This window comes from Serratia sp. YWN4 (assembly GCF_055790845.1).
In genome coordinates this window covers 3,701,954-3,721,508 of the sequence record NZ_CM147696.1, presented here as the reverse complement: position 1 = coordinate 3,721,508, position 19,555 = coordinate 3,701,954, and the positions used below count along the sequence as shown (strand labels likewise).

Annotated in this window: 14 protein-coding genes; 6 read left to right on the top strand and 8 right to left on the bottom strand. The window is 54.0% G+C overall.

Annotated features, from left to right (window positions below; genetic code table 11):
- The 3 genes from ACX9GT_RS17495 (at position 1) to ACX9GT_RS17485 (ending at position 3,764) form a co-directional block, all read left to right on the top strand.
- Positions 1-2,073, top strand: coding sequence for a TolC family protein (locus tag ACX9GT_RS17495; protein WP_473187961.1), 2,073 nt, complete (start codon positions 1-3; stop codon positions 2,071-2,073).
- Between the two features lie 193 nt (positions 2,074-2,266).
- Positions 2,267-2,956 (top strand): LuxR C-terminal-related transcriptional regulator, encoded by a 690-nt coding sequence (locus tag ACX9GT_RS17490; protein WP_473187960.1) that lies wholly within the window; start codon positions 2,267-2,269, stop codon positions 2,954-2,956.
- A 193-nt stretch (positions 2,957-3,149) separates the two neighbouring features.
- Positions 3,150-3,764, top strand: coding sequence for a LuxR C-terminal-related transcriptional regulator (locus ACX9GT_RS17485; protein WP_473187959.1), 615 nt, complete (start codon positions 3,150-3,152; stop codon positions 3,762-3,764).
- 74 nt (positions 3,765-3,838) lie between these two features.
- On the opposite strand, the gene ACX9GT_RS17480 is transcribed toward ACX9GT_RS17485, so the two are convergent.
- Positions 3,839-6,088, bottom strand: coding sequence for a TonB-dependent siderophore receptor (locus ACX9GT_RS17480; RefSeq protein ID WP_473187958.1), 2,250 nt, complete (start codon positions 6,086-6,088; stop codon positions 3,839-3,841).
- A 258-nt stretch (positions 6,089-6,346) separates the two neighbouring features.
- Here ACX9GT_RS17480 and fes point away from each other — a divergent pair, with 258 nt between their 5' ends.
- From fes to ACX9GT_RS17465, 3 genes are read left to right on the top strand one after another with little or no spacing between them, the layout of a single operon-like run.
- On the top strand, positions 6,347-7,693 hold the full coding sequence (gene fes / locus ACX9GT_RS17475) for an enterochelin esterase (protein ID WP_473187957.1): 1,347 nt from the start codon (positions 6,347-6,349) through the stop codon (positions 7,691-7,693).
- A gap of 10 nt (positions 7,694-7,703) precedes the next feature.
- Positions 7,704-7,910 carry an MbtH family protein gene (locus ACX9GT_RS17470; protein ID WP_473187956.1) on the top strand — a complete coding sequence of 69 codons (207 nt, stop codon included), beginning with the start codon at positions 7,704-7,706 and terminating at the stop codon, positions 7,908-7,910.
- 24 nt (positions 7,911-7,934) lie between these two features.
- The gene (locus tag ACX9GT_RS17465) at positions 7,935-11,867 is read left to right on the top strand and encodes an amino acid adenylation domain-containing protein (protein WP_473187955.1); all 3,933 of its coding nucleotides are present in this window, start codon (positions 7,935-7,937) and stop codon (positions 11,865-11,867) included.
- Between the two features lie 92 nt (positions 11,868-11,959).
- On the opposite strand, the gene murP is transcribed toward ACX9GT_RS17465, so the two are convergent.
- From murP to fepD, 7 genes are all read right to left on the bottom strand, one after another.
- Positions 11,960-13,414: a PTS N-acetylmuramic acid transporter subunit IIBC gene (gene murP, locus ACX9GT_RS17460; RefSeq protein WP_473187954.1), complete on the bottom strand. Its 1,455-nt coding sequence runs from the start codon at positions 13,412-13,414 to the stop codon at positions 11,960-11,962.
- 2 nt (positions 13,415-13,416) lie between these two features.
- Positions 13,417-14,325 (bottom strand): N-acetylmuramic acid 6-phosphate etherase, encoded by a 909-nt coding sequence (gene murQ, locus ACX9GT_RS17455; RefSeq protein WP_473187953.1) that lies wholly within the window; start codon positions 14,323-14,325, stop codon positions 13,417-13,419.
- A 93-nt stretch (positions 14,326-14,418) separates the two neighbouring features.
- A complete protein-coding gene (locus ACX9GT_RS17450) occupies positions 14,419-15,009 on the bottom strand; it encodes a DUF2057 family protein (RefSeq protein ID WP_473187952.1) in 591 nt (196 codons plus the stop codon).
- A gap of 137 nt (positions 15,010-15,146) precedes the next feature.
- On the bottom strand, positions 15,147-16,223 hold the full coding sequence (locus ACX9GT_RS17445; protein ID WP_473187951.1) for a porin: 1,077 nt from the start codon (positions 16,221-16,223) through the stop codon (positions 15,147-15,149).
- Between the two features lie 306 nt (positions 16,224-16,529).
- On the bottom strand, positions 16,530-17,330 hold the full coding sequence (locus ACX9GT_RS17440; RefSeq protein ID WP_473187950.1) for an ATP-binding cassette domain-containing protein: 801 nt from the start codon (positions 17,328-17,330) through the stop codon (positions 16,530-16,532).
- A complete protein-coding gene (gene fepG / locus ACX9GT_RS17435; protein WP_473187949.1) occupies positions 17,327-18,352 on the bottom strand; it encodes an iron-enterobactin ABC transporter permease in 1,026 nt (341 codons plus the stop codon). The genes ACX9GT_RS17440 and fepG overlap by 4 nt, the downstream gene beginning before the upstream one ends.
- A gap of 1 nt (position 18,353) precedes the next feature.
- Positions 18,354-19,415, bottom strand: a complete 1,062-nt coding sequence (fepD, locus tag ACX9GT_RS17430; protein WP_473187948.1) for a Fe(3+)-siderophore ABC transporter permease — start codon at positions 19,413-19,415, stop codon at positions 18,354-18,356.
- Positions 19,416-19,555 lie beyond the last annotated feature (140 nt).

Sequence of the window (19,555 nt, the reverse complement as noted above, 5' to 3'; positions counted from 1 at the left end):
ATGGTACGTAAGCACAATGAGTTCCGCCGGTTAAATGTGGCGATGGCAATAGCGATATGCCTGCCGTTTTCTACCTTGACAGTCGCACAGCAATCCTCCTTGCCGGGAGGGAGTGCGCAGGATATCAACGCATTACCACCGATGCTGACGCAGGAGGAATATATGACATTATTCCATTCTGATCCGTCATCGGCTGGAAATGCAGCATCAAAAGAAGCCCCTGATTTTCTTCAGGAGTTGGTGGCAGTGGGTGAGCCGAAGGCACCGGTTCCGCGTCAGGCTCCGGTTTCTGCCGCACCGGAAGTGAAAACAGAAGCGCCACCCGTGTTTAGCAACAACGTGGCGGTGAATAACGCTCAACCTTCGGTGGCAGCCAGGCAGAATGATATGGTTCAGCCGGGCCAAGGCGTCAGCGTGTCAGAGCCGGCAAGCCAGCCGGCGATGCCCGCCACGACCAAAGCACCACAATCTTCTGGGCTGATTACACGTATTGAGCCGCCAGTGCCGATTAAGACCACCGAAGCACCGGTAGTCAGCAACACTGAGCGCTTGAGCAGTGCCAAGAGCCTGCCGATGCAGGCAGAGAGCCGCACCTCTGCGGTTCCGGTGACCCAAGGCAATCAGTCCGCCTTGGTTAATCGCACTGAGCTACGTGCCAAGGCCAATATCGCCACGGAGACGCCGACGGGGAGCAGCCAGGCGGTGCTGAGAAACAATAGCGATAACTTCCCTGCGGTTCAGCAGCAGTACCAACCGGATCCGGCGTATGACAAGGTGCGTTGGAACGGTGAGAGCGAGGGGGAGAGCGGCAAACGCACTTTCGACAGTATGTCTGACGACGCTTACAGCGGGAAAAGCACTAATCCGTCACGGGCTTTTATGCGCAAAATGGTGTCGATGGCATTGGCGCACAGCCCGGAGATACGCTCTTCAGAAGCGGATGTTCTGGCGGCGGGTTATTACGTAGATCAGACCAAAGGCCAACGTTGGCCACAGGTTCAGGTTGGGCTCTCCACGCCGCTAGGCACCCAGGGGGGCAATGCCGATCTACAGCGTAACAACGCTAAAGCGAGTGATACCAGTGGTTCGGTTGCCATCACGACACCTATCTATGATTGGGGCAAGATCAGCAATCAGGTCGACAGCGCCGAAGCCAGCGTCACGGCGGCGGTGAATGCGCAGAGTTACACCAAAGAGCAACTGGCTTACAGTACCGTGTCAGAACTGATGAACCTGGGCCGCTATCAGGAAAGCCGTATGGTTGCGCTGGCCTATGTCGCGCGCATGAAGCAACTGACGGATATGCTGTCGCAGATTGCGGCAGCGGACGGCGGCCGAGCCAGTGAGTTTACCCAGGCCAAGGCCAAGCTGCTGTCTGCCCGCGCCAACCTGGATGATATTGAACACCAGGTGAGTACCAGCCGTATCAGATTGGTGCGCCTGTTGGGGGTCGAACCGAATTTACCAGAGAATATCTCCTGGCGAGACTCGGTGATGCCCGCGTCAGTGGCGATTGCCTCGTTGACCAAAAACCCGAACCTGCTGAAATTGCAGGCGCAGGTCAAGTCCGCAGAGTATGAAGCAGAGAGCATCAAGTCGGCGGGGTTACCGCAGTTGAACTGGGTGGTTTCCAAGAACACGGCCAAAGATATCAATGGCGATGAAACCGGTTGGTATACCGGGCTGAATGTCCAATGGAATGCGTTCAGCGGCGGTTCGCAAACGGCGGCGCAGATGGCGGCGCGTGCTAAAGCCAACGGTGCCCAGCAACAATATGAAGTGGCCTATCGCGATTTGGAATATCAGATCAATAATCTGGTGCAGACGCGTGATTCTTCGTTTATGCGCGCGGATGATTTTGATCGATTGTCAGCAGAAACCGATCGGGTCAGGCAAATGTTTTATGATCAGTGGTACAACCTGGGGACTCGCACGCTGCTGGATGTGCTGACGGCAGAGAACGATCATTTTAATAACCAATTATCGGCGATCAATAATCGCTATGACGGCTATATCTCTAATATTAACGTGATTGCCAGTGCGGCTATGCTGTTGAGCTGGGTCGATAAATAACGTGAGACCATAAGGTTAAGAGCCTATTGGGATAGGCTCTAAGCCTTAAGTGGGATAAAGGAGAATGGATTTCCCTACAAATTCAAGGTGACGAAGTTAGCGCTGTTTGCATGTCATTGAGGTACAGAAGTAGATATGTGATGAATTTATTTTATTCGTCCATAAATACCTTTGTACTGAAAATGATTTTTTGATGATCTCTGGTGAATTTACCCCTCAAAAATTAATCCAAGATATTATAAGAGAGGATTATATGTATTCCGTATTGGTTATCGATGAATCCCCCACAATATTGGTTGCCATCAAATCACTCTTGATGCAGTCCGACTCATTTAAGCGCGTCTTTGTTGCTGCCAGTAGCAAACAAAGCCTGGATATTGTGAGTGCGAATCACATTGATTTGATTATTATGGATGTAGAGCTGCAAGGCGATGACTGTTTTTTACTGTTGAAAAAAGTGAGAAGAGAGTTTCCGCAGATCAAATCCCTTTTTTTTTCTTCCAAAAATGAATCTATTTACTCGCTACGAGCGCTTGAGGCCAAGGCCAATGGATTTATCAGCAAAGGGAAGGATGTTGAAGAGATACTCTTTGCCGTACAACATGTCTTGAAAGGATACCTTTTTTTTTCCGCAGAGGTACTCAGTAACGTATCGGATATGGCCGCCTTGAGTAACAGCACCCAGCCTAAGCGCTCGTTGACCGCCCGAGAGATCAGTGTGCTGAGACATCTGGTAAAGGGGTTTAAAAATAAGGAGATAGCGGAGAGTCTTTTTATCAGCGAAAAAACAGTCAGCACTTATAAAACCCGAATTATGGCAAAGCTGGGGGTGAGGTCTGTCATCGAAATGGCAAACTATGTGGAAAGAAATGACCTGCTGTGAATAATGAATCAGGCTTTATGCTGAGCTAATATCCCGATTAAAATTATTGGCATCTCTATATTTTAATTTAGTTGTCTTTATTCTTGGAAATTGTGGGTTTTCCTACAAGCCTTTTCATGCTTTCTTATGTTATCTACGGTTGCCATTAACTAATATATGTAGGATAACCGATAAAATTATCAACGGAATTGATATGAAAACAATATCGAATGGAGCAGTTAACATCTTGATTGTAACTCGATGCGCATTCACCCGTCTTGCGCTGAATGCAATCTTGGCAGAGATGCAACTATCGTCTGGGAAAAAAATCAACGTAGCCTCTGGTGATTTTTTTGAGAAAAATAATCTTGCGATGGACTTTATTATCTGTGCTGACGATCTCTTCAATGAGATTAGCTTGCAAAGTATTTTGAAAATTAAAGCGGCATTACGCTGTGCCAGCTTTTCAAGCAAAATGATTTTTTTAGCCTCTAAACCGCATTTTGCTCTCGGCTACTTTATCTCAGGCTTGTGCAGAAAAGAGGGGCATTGTGCTTCGATCGACAAAACGGTAGCGAGCCTGGTATTGGATTTAAAACGGATCCTTAGTTTTAAGGATATTTTTGATGAACTACCGTCATGCACGTTGATTCTGACGCCGAGAGAAAGGGAGATTATTATCGGGTTGATTAAACAGCGGAAACCGGCTTATTTATCCAAAAAATACGCCGTTAATCAGAAAACAATCAGCGCCCACAAAGTGAATGCGCTGCGTAAGCTGAATGTCGATCACCTAAACAGTATCGTCAGTTTGAATGCGCTGACGTGAAAAATGCCGTGGCGGGCTGTTAGAGCTTGCCCCTTCCCCGTCAGGGAAGGAGCTGCGTTATTGTTGTTGGCCGATCAGAAACGGCTATTCACGCTCATAAAATAGGTACGGCCTGGCTCGTTATAGGTGGCTGCGCCTGCGCCATACATATAGGCTCCGGTGACGCTATTCCCGGTGGTCTGCGCATTACCGGCCCGGAATTGGCGTTTATCCAACAGGTTATCGATACCCGTAGTGACACTGATATTTTTGGTAAAGGCGTAGGTGCCGCTTAGGCCAAAGATGGCGTAAGGGCTGACTTCGTGCTTCTCGCTGCCGCTAACCGCTTCACCCTTATAGTTGTATTTCTTCGGCTTCTGACGGCCATACCAGGTCATGGTGGTCTGCATGGACAGATCCTGCGTGGCTTGCCAGCTCAGCGTCGAGTTGATGGTGAACTCAGGAATAATCGACAGGGTATCTCCGGTAGTTTTATTCTTGTTCTCAATCATATAGGTCGCGTTGTTATTCCAGGCCAGGGTATCGCTGACCGGTACATTCAGCGTACCTTCCAAGCCCTGGATCACCGCTTTTGGTACGTTCTCCCAGCGGTAAATATCGGTTTTACCGTTGATGGTGGTGCCGGATGGGGTATAACCTGCTTCGATCTTGTTGCGGTAGTCGTTACGGAAATAGGTCACACCGGCCAGCCAACCCTCATGGTGGAATTCCAGCCCGACCTCTTTGTTAACGCTGTTTTCCGCCTTCAGATCGTCATTACCGATCAGATAACAGGCTCCGGCGCTGGCCGCACAGCCCTGGCCACGGCTGTACAGAATGTAGTTGCCGTTGTTCTGGAACAGGTTAGGGGCTTTGTAGGCGCGGGCGATGCCCATTTTCAGGGTAAAGTTATCGCCCAGTTCCTGTGACAGGTTGAGCGATGGGCTCCAGTTATCACCGGCTTCGGAATGATGATCGAAGCGCAAACCCGGCGTCAGCATGGTGCTGTCGGTAACTTCGGCATTGTTTTCGGCAAACAGCGAGAAGATTTTGGCTGAAGAGTAAGGATCGCGGTTAGTGCTATCCACCCCAGGAATACTGCCGCCTTCTGTCAGCGATTGGCTGGTAGAGGAGGGATCTTTCATCCGCTGCTGGTTCCATTCGGTTCCCAGAGTAGCGGTTTGCGGTACCCCCATGTCGAACGGAATGCTGATTTCGCTGTGCGCCAGGAAATCGTCCAGACGGGTGGTGTTGAAGCTGTCGCTGGAGAAGATCCCTTCGGTGCCACCAGCCAACCCTTCGGCCAAGCGGGTATTGCGGGTGCGCTCAAATTGCAGGTAGTTGGTGGTGCTGACCCCGCTGTCCCACGCGCCGCGATAATTGAGTGCATAGGTGGTGCGGTAAATACGGTTGGTTTCTTTGCCGTAATTGCTCTGGACCAGCGCGTTGCTATTGGTGTTCTGGGTATCTCTGGCGTACAGGTTGCCCTGGCGGCCATAAGCGTATTGGAATTCCAGCGATTGCAGGTGCGCGAATTCCCAGTGCAGCAGGGCATCGATGTTTTTGTCGATCACCCCTTCACGGCCAGCGGGCAGGGTATCGGCATAGCTGCCGGTACGTTCGGACTGGTGCCCTTGGTTGAGATCCCAGGCATCGGCCTGGGTTTTGCTGTAACCACCAAACAGCCGGAAGCTCAGTTGATCGCTCAGCGGGCCAGAGAGGCTGAAGTTGGTACGCTTAGTGGCACCTTCTTGCTTGTGCTGCGGCAGGTTGAAATAACCGCTCAGCGTGCCGTGCAGATCCTTGCTGGCTTGTTTGGTGATGATATTGACCACGCCACCCGCCGCGCCGTTGCCATAGCGGGCGGCTGCCGGGCCGCGCAGCACCTCAATACGTTCGATCATCTCCGGTGGCACCCAGGCGGTATCGCCACGGGTGTCACGCTCGCCACGCCAGCCTTGGCGCACCGAGTTGCGGCTGCTGACCGGCATACCGTCGATCAGGATCAGCGTGTTTTCCGGCCCCATTCCACGGATATCGATCTGGCGGTTGTTGCCGCGCTGGCCGCTGGTGGAGTTACCGGTCAGGTTGACCCCCGGCATGGTGCGGATCAGTTCACTGATGTCACGGGCCGGAGGGCGTCTTTTAATCTCTTCGGCGGTGATGGTGGAGACGCCGGGAGCCTGAAGGTTTTGTTTGGCCGCGGTGACCACCATGGTGTCTTCCGCAGCGCTTTCTGCTTGGTTTTCTTCCGGCTGTGCATTCACCGCAGCGGCAAATGCAGACGTGCCTAAACCTAACCCGATGAGTGTGGCTAAAGAGTAACGTGATAACTTGCGATTCATGTTGAGGTTCCTACCTGGCTACCCTTTTTGCAGCGTGGCTGAAGGGTTGGTTGTAGTTTTATGGTGTTGGTAAAAGTCACAACGGAACCCAGCAGTGGGTTTCCGCTCAATGGTTTGGCATCCGTCCCTGTTGAAGAATGCCTGCTCGGCTTACGAACCTTTACACACTATTGCAAATGAAAATAATTATCAATAGTATTCACTTTACCGTTTGTTTTGGCATGGCAGGCTATGCCAGCTACACAGTGAGTGGGTGTTTTGAAAACTGAACAACAGCCAGAAAGCAGTAGGTTATTAGCGAGCAAGCATGCAGGGAGCCACGGTTGGTGGCTGGAGATTGCCCGGCGCGGAACACCGCTGGTAGAGCCGCAGGGCAATGGGCGCTGGAAAGTGACGTTTCTTTGGCGCGATCCTCAAGGCTGTGAGTTTACCTCGGCCTACCGGCGCGTCTGGCTGAATATCAATTGCCTCACCGATCATCATCAGCCAGCGCCACCACAGAGCCTGCAACGGCTCAGTGGATCAGACGTCTGGTACTGGCAACGGGAACTGAATGCCAACTGGCGCGGCAGCTATTGCTTTATTCCCTGTATGGACGATCGTCCGCTCCCGCTTCACAGCAGTGATGCCCATGCCAACATGCATAGCGTTCGCCACTGGTGGCAGCAGGTGTTTGCCAATGCCACACAGGATCTGCTTAACCCTTATCGCGCCTGGCCCGATGCCGATGGGCATTTTCTCTCTGGTCTGCATATGCCACAGGCACCGCTTCAGCCAGCCTGGCGCGATTCTGATCGCTACGCCGTTGCCAGCGGGCGCTGCACGCCAGCCCCCCCAGCCAAACTGCAACGGCATACCTGGCACAGCCAGCGGTTAGGAACGGAGCGCCACGTCTGGATCTATTCCACCGGTGAAAGCCAGCCTGCTAACCGGCCACTGGCCATTTTGCTGGACGGCCAATTCTGGGCGCAGCAGATGCCGGTTTGGGATCCGCTGATGCAATTGACCCACGCAGGCAAACTGCCGGAAGCGGTATACCTGCTGATTGATGTGATTGACCAAAAACACCGCGCACAGGAACTGACCTGCAACGATGAATTCTGGCTGGCGGTACAAGAAGAACTGCTGCCGCAGTTGGCCAGTTGGGCACCGCACAGCACGGAAGCCGCCAGCACGATAGTTGCCGGGCAAAGCTTTGGCGGCCTGTCGTCGCTCTATGCAGGGTTGCGTTGGCCCGAACGTTTTGGCGCGGTGATCAGCCAATCCGGCTCTTTCTGGTGGCCGCGCCGCGATATGTTGCAGTTGCCAACGCTGCCTGACGACGCCTGCTGGCTGATGCGCCAACTGGAAGCGCAATGGTTGGGCGCACACGGTAAATTGCAGGTGTTTATGGAGGCCGGAGTGCATGAAAAGCTGATCCATCAGGTGAGCGATCGCATGGCCGATCTGCTGCGCGCTGCTGGGCACCGGGTGCAATACCGGGTGGTCGAGGGCGGGCATGATGCGCTGTGCTGGCGTGGTGGCCTGCTGGATGGTTTACAGGCGCACTGGGCGACACCCGCCGCCTTGCAAACTGCCGCGTTTGCCAACCCCCTTCACGCCTAAGGAGATCGTTATGGAAATCCTGAACCCGTTCGATGATGACAATCAGCGTTGCCGTATTTTGTGCAACGACCAACAGCAATACAGCCTGTGGCCGGATTTCAGTGCAATCCCGGCGGGTTGGGCCAGCGTTTTTGGCCCGGATACCCGTGGGCAATGCGTTAACTGGTTGGAACAACATTGGCAGGATATGCGGCCCGCATCACAGCGTAAGGCGTGATGAACGATAACAGGAGTCAGAACTGTGTCAGAAACCTCTATTTTACCCAGCGAGCAGCAGGTGATTGTTGAACTGCCGTTGGTCGCCGCGCAGCCCGGGATCTGGGTTGCCGATCACATTTCACCGTATGGCAATGCCTATGCGGTGGCCCATTACATCGAGTTGAACGGCCAACTGGATCAAGGTTGCCTGCTACGGGCGATCGCACAGGGTTTGGCGGAAGCCGATACCTTGCGGCTGCGCTTTGCCGAACGCGATGGCGTGCCGATGCAGTGGTACGACAGCACGCTGCCGATCGCTCCTGCCGAATGGCTGGACTTGCGCGAAGCGGCGGATGCCGATGCGGCGGCCAAGGCGCTGATGCAGATCGATCTGGCTTCTGAACTGCGGCTGAGCAGCGGCAAACCGCTGTATCGTCATATTTTGCTGCAATTGTCCGACGATCGCTTCTTTTGGTATCAGCGTTATCACCATCTGGTGGTCGATGGCTTCAGTTTTACCGCCATTGCGCGCCGCATTGCCAATATTTATACCCGCCTGTGCCAGCAGCAACTGCCTGAACCGACCCCCTTCACCCCGTTCAGCGATGTGGTGGCGGAATATCAGCAGTATCAGCAATCGCCGGGCTATCAGCGTGATGCGGATTTCTGGCTGAACAAGGCCCGCCAACTGCCCGTACCCGCCACCCTTTGCCCGCAGCCGTTGGCCGGGCAAGCACCCTCTACCCGTATTCACCGGTTGGCACAAATTTGCGCCGCAGAGGATTTTGCGCCCTTGGTGGCCGCGGGCCAGCAGCAACAGCTTAGCGCTGCGGATATGGCGATGGCACTGGTCGCGCTGTGGGTGGCGCGCCTGAGCGGCCAACCCAGCTTCAGCGCCGGGTTTATCTTTATGCGCCGCATGGGTTCGGCTGCGCTGTGCGCCACCGGGCCGGTGATCAACGTGCTGCCGGTAGAAATGCATGTCGCTCCCGAGGCAACGTTGGCCGAACTGGCGGCACACATCAGCCGTGAACTTAAAGTTGCTCGTCGCCATCAGCGTTATGATGCCGAACAGGTGCCGCGGGATTTAGGGCGCGTGGGCGATGCGCAGCCGCTGTACGGCACGGTTTTCAACTTCAAGATGTTCGATTACCAGCTCAATTTTAACGGTATTGCGGGCATTACCCACGATCTGGCCTCCGGGCCGGTACGTGACCTGGAAATTGCGCTGTTTATTGATGAAGCGGGCACGCTGAAGATTGAACTGCTGGCCAACGCGGAGCGCTACCAGCCGGATGAGTTGAACCAACATTTGCAGCGCATCCCGCTGCTACTGCGCCAGTTTGCGGCACAGCCGGAGTTGCCGCTCGGTGCTGCCGACATGCTGAGCGAGCAAGATCATGCCTTGCTGGCGCGGGTGAACGACACCGCCTACCCGGTTGCGCCGGGAACCCTCAGTGGTTTGCTGGCAGAGCAGGCGGATAAAACACCGGGCGCTCCGGCGCTGGCCGATAGCCACTACCAGTTCAATTACCGGGAAACTCGCGCACAGGTGATTGCTCTGGCTCAACGCTTGGTGGCGCAAGGGGTGCAGCCGGGGGATATCGTGGCGGTGGCACTGCCGCGCTCGGTGTTTTTATCACTGGCGCTGATGGCGATTGTCGAAGCCAGTGCAGCCTATTTACCGCTGGACACCGGTTACCCGGATGAGCGCCTTAGCATGATGCTGGAAGATGCGGCACCGCGCCTGATTATTACCGATGCTTCCCAGCAGCCGCGCTTTGCCGGGCAAGGGGAAGTGCTGCTGTACGATGCGCCGTTGGCAGCCTCGGCGACCTCCGTCGAGATCCAAGGCCCAACGCCGCATCATCCGGCCTATATCATCTTTACCTCGGGCTCTACCGGGCGGCCGAAAGGCGTGCTGGTGGGGCATCAGGCGATCGTCAACCGGCTATTGTGGATGCAGCATCAGTATCCGCTGGCGGCGAACGATGTGGTGCTGCAAAAAACGCCGTGCAGCTTTGATGTTTCGGTGTGGGAATTCTTCTGGCCGCTGATGGTCGGTGCGCAGTTGGTGATGGCGCCACCAGAAGCGCATCGCGATCCGCAGCAGCTCTTGGCGCTGATCGCACACCACAGGGTGACGACGATGCACTTTGTGCCGTCGATGCTGGCGGCTTTTGTCGGCGCGTTAGACAGCGAAAGGGCGATCGCCGATTGCCAACCGTTGCGGCAGGTGTTCTGTAGCGGCGAGGCTTTGCCTGCCGAATTGTGCCGCCTGTGGCAAAGCCGTACGGCGGTGCCGCTGCACAATCTCTATGGCCCGACGGAGGCGGCGGTGGACGTCACCTGGCATCCGGCCTGGGGCGAATCGCTGGCGGCGGTGAGCGGTGCTAATGTGCCGATCGGCCTGCCGGTGTGGAATACCGGGTTGCGCATTCTGGATGCGCGCCTGCGGCCGGTGCCACCGGGCGTGGCGGGCGATCTTTATCTCACCGGCGTGCAATTAGCGCAGGGTTATCTGGCAAGGCCGGATCTGACCGCCAGCCGTTTTGTTGCCGATCCGCAGGGCAACGGTGGGCGCATGTATCGCACCGGGGATGTGGCCCGCTGGTTAGCTGACGGAACCGTGGAGTATCTGGGGCGCAGCGACGATCAACTGAAAATCCGTGGTCAGCGTATTGAACTGAGCGAAATCGATCACGCGTTATTATCACTGCCGGGGGTCAGCCAGGCGGTTACCCATGCGCTGGTGCTGGAAAGTAGCGTTGCCGATGCCATGGGGGGCGATGCCCGGCAGTTGGTGGGTTACTTGGTGGCGCAACCTGACGTGGTTCTGGATACCGCCAGCCTACGCGCCGCATTGGCCGAGCGTTTGCCACCCCATATGGTGCCGGTGGCCTTGGTGGAAATGGCTACGCTGCCGCTCAGTGCTAACGGTAAGCTCGATCGCAAAGCGTTGCCACAGCCGCAAACCGCTGCCAGAAAAGCCGGGCGCGCGGTTGAACCGGGGCTGGAAAGCGCGATCGCGGCAGTGTTTGCTCGCCTGTTGCAGCGTGAACAGGTGTTTGCCGACGATGATTTCTTCGCCCTGGGCGGCCATTCGCTGCTGGCGATGCGCTTGGCCGCCGAGTTGCGGCGTGACTTGGGTAAAGCGGTCTCGGTGGGGCAGGTGATGGTGGCGTCGAAAGTGGAGCAACTGGCCGAGTTGCTGGCAGAAGATCGCACGCAGGAAGAGGCCGATCGCTATGGTTTCGACAGCGTGTTGCCGCTACGCATTACCGATGGCCCAACGCTGTTCTGCTTGCACCCAGCCTCCGGGTTCTCCTGGCAGTTCAGCGTGTTGCCGCGCTATATCGATCAGCACTGGTCGCTGGTGGGGATCCAATCCCCGCACCCTGATGGCCCGTTGGCGCTGGGTGAGGATATGGATCAGGTGTGCGATGCGCATCTGGCCACGGTGTTGCAGGTGCAGCCGCACGGCCCGTACCACTTTATCGGCTATTCGCTGGGAGGCACCTTGGCGCAGGGCATCGCTGCCCGCTTGCAGGCACGCGGTGAACAGGTAGCGTTCCTGGGGTTGCTGGATACCTATCCGCCGGAAACCCAGAACTGGGACGTAATGCTGGACGATAACGTGCTGAAAGAAGTGCAGCGTGAACGGGAACAGTTTCTGGCGGTGTCGGAAGAGGCGTTGGGTGCCACACAAGGGACGATGTTTGATCATATCGAAGCCAACTATGCGGATTCTGTGCGGCTGTTGTCACATACCCGTACCGCCCGTTTCCACGGCCAGGCGACGTTGTTTGTGGCGAAACGCACCTTGCAGGCTGGCATGAACGTGCAGCAAACCTGGGCGGAATATGTTGAGGCGTTGCAGGTGCATGAACTGGATTGCGCGCATGTGGATATTGTCTCACCGGCGTCGTTCAAGGTGCTTGGCCCGTTGTTGAATCGGCTGTTGCGGGCGCTTTAGCTATTATTTCGATCATCTGATACTTATCGGCAGGCAGTGTGGCTTGAAAAAAGCTGGCGAACAGAAAGGGGGAAGTGTTCGCCAGCCAGCCGTTAGGCTAAATCTACATTCTTGCTGCCAAAGAACCAGGTAACGATGAAACCGGAGACATAAGAAATGACCACTCCTACGGCATAAACCGCCATACCCGCGTAAATCCCTTGGGCTGAGGTCATCAACGGCAATGAGACTAATCCTGAAGGCCCAAATACCGTATTAAGCCCGATCGGTAAACCTAGCCAAGCGACCAGCCCGATAAAGAACCCACCACAGGCACCGCCGATACAGGCAGTGATAAATGGTTTGACCCGTGGCAGAGTTACCGCATAAATCAAGGGTTCACCAACGCCTAGCAATCCTGGAATAATCGCTCCTTTGACCTGATTGCGAGTCAATGAATTCTTTTTAGCGCGGAAGTAGAGCGCCAATGCGGCTCCCACCTGCCCACCGCCCGCCATGGCAAGGATTGGAAACAGAGAGTTAAAGCCTTGGGTTTCGATCAGCGCGAAATAGACGGGAATAAATCCTTGGTGAATACCAAATACGACCGAAATCAGGAATAATCCAGCCAAGATCGCTGAACCGAACGGATTACCGTTCAAGTGCATAAACAGCCAAGACATCCCTTTAAACAGCTCACCGCCCAGTGGCATGATGATGGTGAAAGTTAGAGCACCGGTGATCAACAGGGTGAACGTCGAGGTTAAAATCATGTCCAGATTATCAGGAATGATTTTACGGATTTGCCGCTCGATCCACGCGCCAAGAATAGAGGCGATCAATACACCAATAATATTTCCGCGAGGATCGATAGGAAGACCAAAGAAATTATCGATGCCGGAAAAATAGCCTACCGTGGCCTGTGGGTTATAATTCAGCACGAATAATGCGGCAATAATAGCGCCATTGACGCCGGTCCCCCCAAAGGCTTTCTGTGCATTGTAACCAATTAAAATCGGCAGAAAGGTAAACATACCTTTGCCGAAAATTTTCATATAGCCGACAATATGCAGCAGGGTGACATTTTTTTCAGTGGCATTGACGAGAAAGCTTTGTTCCAACAGCGTCGCGAAGCCGAGTAACATCCCAGCCGCAATAAAGCCCGGGATTAACGGAGTGAAAATGGTGGCAAACTTTGCAAGAAACTGATGGATTACACTGGTTTGCTTGGCCTTCATCTTACTCTTGTTGTTATTGGCTATGTCGCCAAGATCGTTAGAGGTTGATGTAGCCGCAGGTGTGACATTATTCGCCGAACCCAACAGGGTATTCATCATTTCTGCTGCAGTTTGCGCTTTACCCGGGCCTAAAATAATCTGCAACTGGTCATCACTGTTGATAACCCCTAAAACACCCGGTATGGCTTTTAATTGTACCTGATCAATATGCTGATTATCATTCAACGTCAGGCGCAAGCGGGTCATACAATGCCCACAGACTTTGACGTTATCTTTATTTCCAACCAGACTTAAAATATCTGCGATGGTTTTTTCTGTAATTTTTGCCATGACTATTTCCCTTGCTCGCTCAGTACCTGGCGAATAAATCCATTGTTTTGTTTGAGAGCCGTATGAGCTTGATCTGCTGTCAGTTGTGCCAGGATCATGACAATTGCGGTTTTACAATGCCCGCCTGATTCTTGTAATGCCTGGGCGGCAGTATCGTGGTCACAGTGGCTGGCTTGCATGACAATATTAATCTGACGCTGTACCAGCTTTAGATTGGTGGCTTCGACGTCAACCATCAGGTTGCCATACACTTTCCCTGTACGGATCATGGATCCCGTGGTCAGCATATTCAGCACTAACTTTTGCGCGGTTCCTGCCTTCATACGTGATGACCCAGTGACCACCTCCGGCCCGACGATGGGGGTAATGGCGATATCTGCCACACGAGCCATTTCACTCTCTGCGTTGCAGGTCAAGGCAATGGTTTTGGCCTGTAATGACTTGGCGTATTCTAATGCCGCTATGGTATAAGGAGTGCGTCCGCTGGCCGCAATACCGACTAACACATCATTGGCGTTAAAACCGATATTTTTAAGATCCTCTTGCCCCAGGGTTGGACTGTCTTCTGCATTTTCCACCGCATGCAGAATTGCCTCATGACCGCCCGCAATCAGAGCGACAACCTGCTCCGGCGGAGTACCATACGTAGGGGGGCATTCGCTGGCATCCAGAATGCCAAGGCGCCCTGAGGTGCCTGCGCCACAATAAATCAGGCGGCCACCTTGTTGAAAGGCAGCAACAAGGCAATCAACAGACTGTGCGATCGCCGGTAAAACAGCCTCTACGGCAAGAGCCACTTTCTTATCTTCGTCATTGAGTACTTTCAGCATGTCTACGGTAGAGAGCTGGTCAATATTCTCACTGGCGTGATTGCGGCTTTCTGTAGTAAGTTCGGATAGATTAACTTTCATTACAACCTCAAGGGAAAAATCTATATCTTAAATAATTCAAGCTGCAGGAGAGCTAGTACACCTGCAACTTGATGTCTAACAGTAGTAAAGGAATTAAAGACCGATTGCCCAGCGTAAGAACTCCTTCTTTTGCTCATCATTCATCTGCAAATAAAGTTTTTGCAGGGTGCTGAGAGGTGGCGTCTTATCCTCTGCCTTGTCTTGTGTTTTCACTTCAGCGACAGGTTGTTGAATGGTTGCCGGTAATAATTTGGCGTAATTCGTTCCGAACCTATTATATGCCGGTGAAACAGGTTGAGTATGGAAAGGGATGGACTTCCCCTGCGAGTCCGTCAGGTAAAACGTTGGCGACTTAGCTATTGCCTGAGTTTCATTCGCATTGAGCGGTATTTCTGTTTTTAAATTAATATGACTATTAGGGGGTACGGTAAAGGTTAATATCTGAGCGTTCGAAATGACACGCCCTTGGCTTTCATTCATTGATCCAGGATCGTTAGGGGCATCAAAACGCACAATTAACGTCTGTTCACCGTCGGGTAATGTAACAGAATTACTGAAAGCATTTATTTGTGCTGATTGTGCAGCCAGAATATTAACGTTGTCACCAAAGTTAAGCGTGACAGCCGCATGGCTGTTCATCATAGCCCCTAACAGTAATAAAGATATAAACGTAATTCTCATCATGATCCCACCTTTCGATCTTTTATAATATAAGCAGCGAGTGCGGCCTGAGTTTATTGAGCACGCTGTTTTTAAGTCAGCAACGCTGATAAACGAGGAAAGTTAATGCACAGGCAACTTGAAATATGACGGTTATAACGTCAGAATTCGTAACGCAGACCTAGGTGATAGAAACTATCTTCGGCTGAACTGCCACCAAATGAAACCTTACGGCCTGTGTCCACGTTTGCTCCATTCTGTCCATTACGCAAAATATAGGCGCTGTAAATGGAGCTGCGTGGAGTGAGTTTATATTGCACTTCAAACGTGGTATCACGCAGAGTTAATTCGTCACCGCCAGTATTATTCAGATAGCGATAGCCAGTACGTAATACCCAATCATTAGTCACGTTATAAACGGCGGTGAATTCCCAGTCTTTATCCTTACTGTCTGCTCTGCCATTGCTGTAACTTACGGTATCTGAAGAGTACAGCAGGCCTAACATGACTGGGCCCAGATAATAGCGGCTACCAATACCACCGTAGGTGAAAGTATCAGCCCCATTGGTACGATTACCCAAATTTTGTGCTGCACGGGTTTTCTGGAAGGCGATAACTGGCACGAGTTTACCCGCAGTTCCCATATCGAACGTATAGCGTGTGGCGGCATTGTAGCCATAGTCCAGATCTGATGTACCGTTACCAATAATGTACGCGGTAGAAACGTCAAGGTTACCGATATTATTCTGATACTGAACGGTGCCGTCTTGGCGGAACACCTGCACTGCGGTTGGATCAATAAAGCGAGCTTGGCGGCCTGTAGCGACATCTGAACTGGCGAAAACGTCACCGATGTCGGTAAACATAATCAGGCCGGAAGAGACTCGACCACCGGTAATTTTGCCGTACTGCGCCAAATCAAAACCGGCCCAGACGTAACGAGCTGTCAGGCTATCGTTATTACCCTCGACATTATTGGCATATTCGGCGGCGTTCACCTGATATTGTGCCAAGCCAATAATTGCAACCTGATCATTGACAACCTGACGACCAATAAACCCCAAACGCCCGTCAAAGTCACCTTGTGTGCTACCGGTTTTCTTGTCTGAGACATTGAATCCAAAGCGACCATAAAGCTCAACGTTCGAGCCATTGTCTTCCTTATAGATCACTGCAGCGTGAGCAGTCCCACTAGCAATAATGGATGCCAGTACTGTTTTTAATATGATTTTTCTCATGTTCAACCCGTTGGTATTTTAAAAGTGATGTAATGCTGTTCTTTAGCGAGAGGAATAATGTATTCTGATATTAAAATTTAAAAGGAATTCTTTATTCTTTTGTGGATATTGAGATCTGCGTCAAGAAATTTTAAAAATAGGCTGGTGATGCGGGGCAAGCGGCAGCGACGCAGTCAGCAACGGTCTGGCTTACTATCGCGCTGATCGCAGAGTTGAGGGTAAGATTCGGTTCCTAATCAGGAAGTGTTTTATTTTCATAACGCTAGCCAAAAACACGAACGGCTTTGACACTGTGGAACCGGTGAGCTATTTCCCCAACGGCACCACCAACGGCGTATGCGACACCGGATCGTCGATGATCATACACTTCAGCCCATACACCTGTTCGATCAACTCGGGCGTTACGATATCTTTTGGCGCACCTTCGGCCACCACTTTGCCGTCGCGCATGGCGATCAAGTGGCTGGCATAGCGGCAGGCGTGGTTCAGATCGTGCAGTACTACCACCAGGGTATAGCCATTTACCCGATTCAACTGGCGCAGCAGTTCCAGCAGATCAATCTGGTGGGTAATATCCAGCCAGGTAGTGGGTTCATCCAGCAGCAGCAGCGGGGTTTGCTGTGCCAAGACCATGGCGATCCACACCCGCTGGCGCTGCCCGCCGGACAACGTATCAACCGGTTGATCGGCCAACTGCGCTACGCCGGTGGAACGCATGGCCTGTTCAACCGCCTGCTGATCCTCTTCGCGCCAGCGGCTGAACAGGCGCTGATGCGGGTAGCGGCCACGCGCCACCAGATCGAAAACCGTAATGTCACCGGGGGCGATCGAACTTTGCGGCAGCAACCCAAGCTGGCGGGCGACGTCTTTGGTGGCGTAATCGCGGATCTGCTGGCCGTTGAGCCACACCGAACCGGCCTGTGGCTGCATCAGGCGGCTGAGCGTTTTTAACAGCGTGGATTTACCACAGGCGTTCGGGCCGATAATCACCGTCAGTTCGCCGTGCGGAATGGATACTGACAGGTCGCGGGCGACGATTTTTTTGTCGTAACTCAGCGTCAGGTTTTCGGCGCGCAGCGGCGCAGCTAACAGGTTTTCAGCATTCATTTTTTTCGCGACTCGCGGATTAATAACCAGATCAGATAAATGCCCCCCAGGCTAACGGTCAAAACGCCGACCGGCAACTGGTAAGGCATAAACAGGCGTTGGGCGGCGACATCTGCGGCCAGCAACAGCAACGCGCCGGTTAAGGCCGTCAGCAGCAGCACGTTTTGGTTGGCGCACAGGCGGCGGGCGATCTGCGGTGCTACCAGGGCAATGAACGAGATCGGGCCAGCCACGGCGGTTGCCGCTGCGATGAGCAGCACCCCGGCCAAGAACAGCAGCAGGCGCGAACGCTCAACGGCCACCCCCAGCGCACAGGCAGTATCATCACCCATTTCCAGCAGCCGCATGCGCCGGGCCAGCGCGGCCAGCAACATGACTGCCAGCAGGATCACCAGCACGGCGGGCAGGCTTTTTGCCCAGGAGATGCCGTTGAGCGAGCCCGCGCTCCACAAACCGGCGGTCATCGCCGATTCCAGCGAAGCGCTGACGATCATCCAGGTATTTAGGGCAAACAGCAGGGCGCGCACCGCAATGCCGACAATAATCAGGCGGAAAGCCTCAACGCCGTTGTGCCAGGCTAACAGGTAAATCAGCCCGGCGGTAATCAAGCCACCGGCCAGTGCGCCAGAGGTAATGCCGAGAATGCCGCCGTTGAACAGCACAATAACGACCAAAACGCCGCTGTAAGCGCCGGTATTGAAACCGATTACGTCCGGGCTGCCGAGCGGGTTGCGCAGCAACGATTGGAAGATCGCACCGCTGATGCCGAGTGCGGCTCCCAGCAGCAGCGCCAGAGCGACACGCGGCAAGCGCCACTGGGTGACGATAATCGCCAGATTAGCCGGGCCTTCGCCGCGCAGGGCGTCGATCACCTGCACGGCGCTGAGCGAAAGCGTGCCGGAAGCGAGGGCATAAACCGCCAGCGCCAGGCAGGCGAACAGCAAGAGCAAAGCGGTAACCAGCGGGCGTGCCAGCCGCAGTGGTTTTTTGGCGAGGGTTTGGCGAGAAACCATTAGGCTCATCTTATGCTCCCCGGCGGAACATGCGGCGCTGGCGTACCAGCATAATCAGCACCGGCGCGCCGATCAGCGACAGCACGATAGATACCTGCAACTCGCCCGGCACCAGAAAGCGGCCAATCAGATCGGCTGTCAGCAGCAGAATCGGCGTTAACACCAGGGTCCAGGGCAGCATCCAACTGAGTTCAGATCCTGCAAATCGCCGGGCAATATGCGGCATCATCAACCCGACAAAGGCGATCGGGCCAACGGCAGCGGTCGCGCTGCCGCACAGCAAGGTAATTGCCAGCAAACCGAGCAACTGCGTGCGCATAATGCCGGTGCCCAGCGCGGCGGCCAGTTCGCTGCCCATGCTCAGGCTATTTAGCGCTTTGGTCAGACACAGGGTCATTAACGTACCCAACAGGATCGGCAGGGCGACGGTGCGCACCACCGCCATGCTTTGAATATCGAGAGAACCGGCCTGCCAGAAACGCTGTTGATCAAACACCTGCGGGTTGAGCAGGGCAATGCCGGAAGTCAACCCTTCCAGCACCGCCGCCAGCGCTACCCCGGCCAGCGTCAGGCGAACCGGGCTGAGGCGGCTGCCGCCCAGCGCGCCAACCAGCGCCACCAATAATGAGGCAAAAAAAGCGCCCGCAAAGGCGAACCACAGATAGTGGCTGACGTCGGTCGCGCCGAAGAAGGTGATCCCTAATACCACCGCGAAACCGGCACCGAAGTTAACCCCCAGAATACCGGGATCGGCCAGCGGGTTGCGGGTGAGGGTTTGCATCAGCGCACCGGCCAGCCCAAGGGCAACCCCGGCCAATACGCCGATCAGCGTTCGTGGCAGCCGGGCTTCGGTCACGATGATGCAGTCGGCACCGGTACATTGCCCGTTCAGCGCCTCAAGCACGGTAGTAAAAGGGATGGATTTAGCCCCCAGCGACAGGCTGAGCATCATCATTAAGATCAAAACGGCAACGGCACACAGCAGCCCGAGCAGGCGCGGCCAGAATGAGCGGGATAAGCCCAGGAATGGGGCAGATAAAGGAGGAGAGCAATTACGCGTAAGCCGGAACATGACAGCCTATTATCAATTGAATATAAATGATATTTATTATCATTATTGATTGTATCTATCTATGGTAGCATAGCAGCCTGAGCAGCACTAGCGCTGTTCCTGATGAGTTTCAAGCTGCATAACGGAGTTCGGTTGTGGTG

Excerpts from the sequence above, each read along its gene's own strand:
- ACX9GT_RS17495 (WP_473187961.1), top strand. The coding sequence starts at position 1 with ATGGTACGTAAGCACAATGAGTTCCGCCGGTTAAATGTGGCGATGGCA.
- ACX9GT_RS17490 (WP_473187960.1), top strand. The coding sequence starts at position 2,267 with ATGATCTCTGGTGAATTTACCCCTCAAAAATTAATCCAAGATATTATA.
- ACX9GT_RS17485 (WP_473187959.1), top strand. The coding sequence starts at position 3,150 with ATGAAAACAATATCGAATGGAGCAGTTAACATCTTGATTGTAACTCGA.
- ACX9GT_RS17480 (WP_473187958.1), bottom strand. The coding sequence starts at position 6,088 with ATGAATCGCAAGTTATCACGTTACTCTTTAGCCACACTCATCGGGTTA.
- ACX9GT_RS17470 (WP_473187956.1), top strand. The coding sequence starts at position 7,704 with ATGGAAATCCTGAACCCGTTCGATGATGACAATCAGCGTTGCCGTATT.
- murP (WP_473187954.1), bottom strand. The coding sequence starts at position 13,414 with ATGGCAAAAATTACAGAAAAAACCATCGCAGATATTTTAAGTCTGGTT.
- murQ (WP_473187953.1), bottom strand. The coding sequence starts at position 14,325 with ATGAAAGTTAATCTATCCGAACTTACTACAGAAAGCCGCAATCACGCC.
- ACX9GT_RS17450 (WP_473187952.1), bottom strand. The coding sequence starts at position 15,009 with ATGATGAGAATTACGTTTATATCTTTATTACTGTTAGGGGCTATGATG.
- ACX9GT_RS17445 (WP_473187951.1), bottom strand. The coding sequence starts at position 16,223 with ATGAGAAAAATCATATTAAAAACAGTACTGGCATCCATTATTGCTAGT.
- ACX9GT_RS17440 (WP_473187950.1), bottom strand. The coding sequence starts at position 17,330 with ATGAATGCTGAAAACCTGTTAGCTGCGCCGCTGCGCGCCGAAAACCTG.
- fepG (WP_473187949.1), bottom strand. The coding sequence starts at position 18,352 with ATGAGCCTAATGGTTTCTCGCCAAACCCTCGCCAAAAAACCACTGCGG.
- fepD (WP_473187948.1), bottom strand. The coding sequence starts at position 19,415 with ATGTTCCGGCTTACGCGTAATTGCTCTCCTCCTTTATCTGCCCCATTC.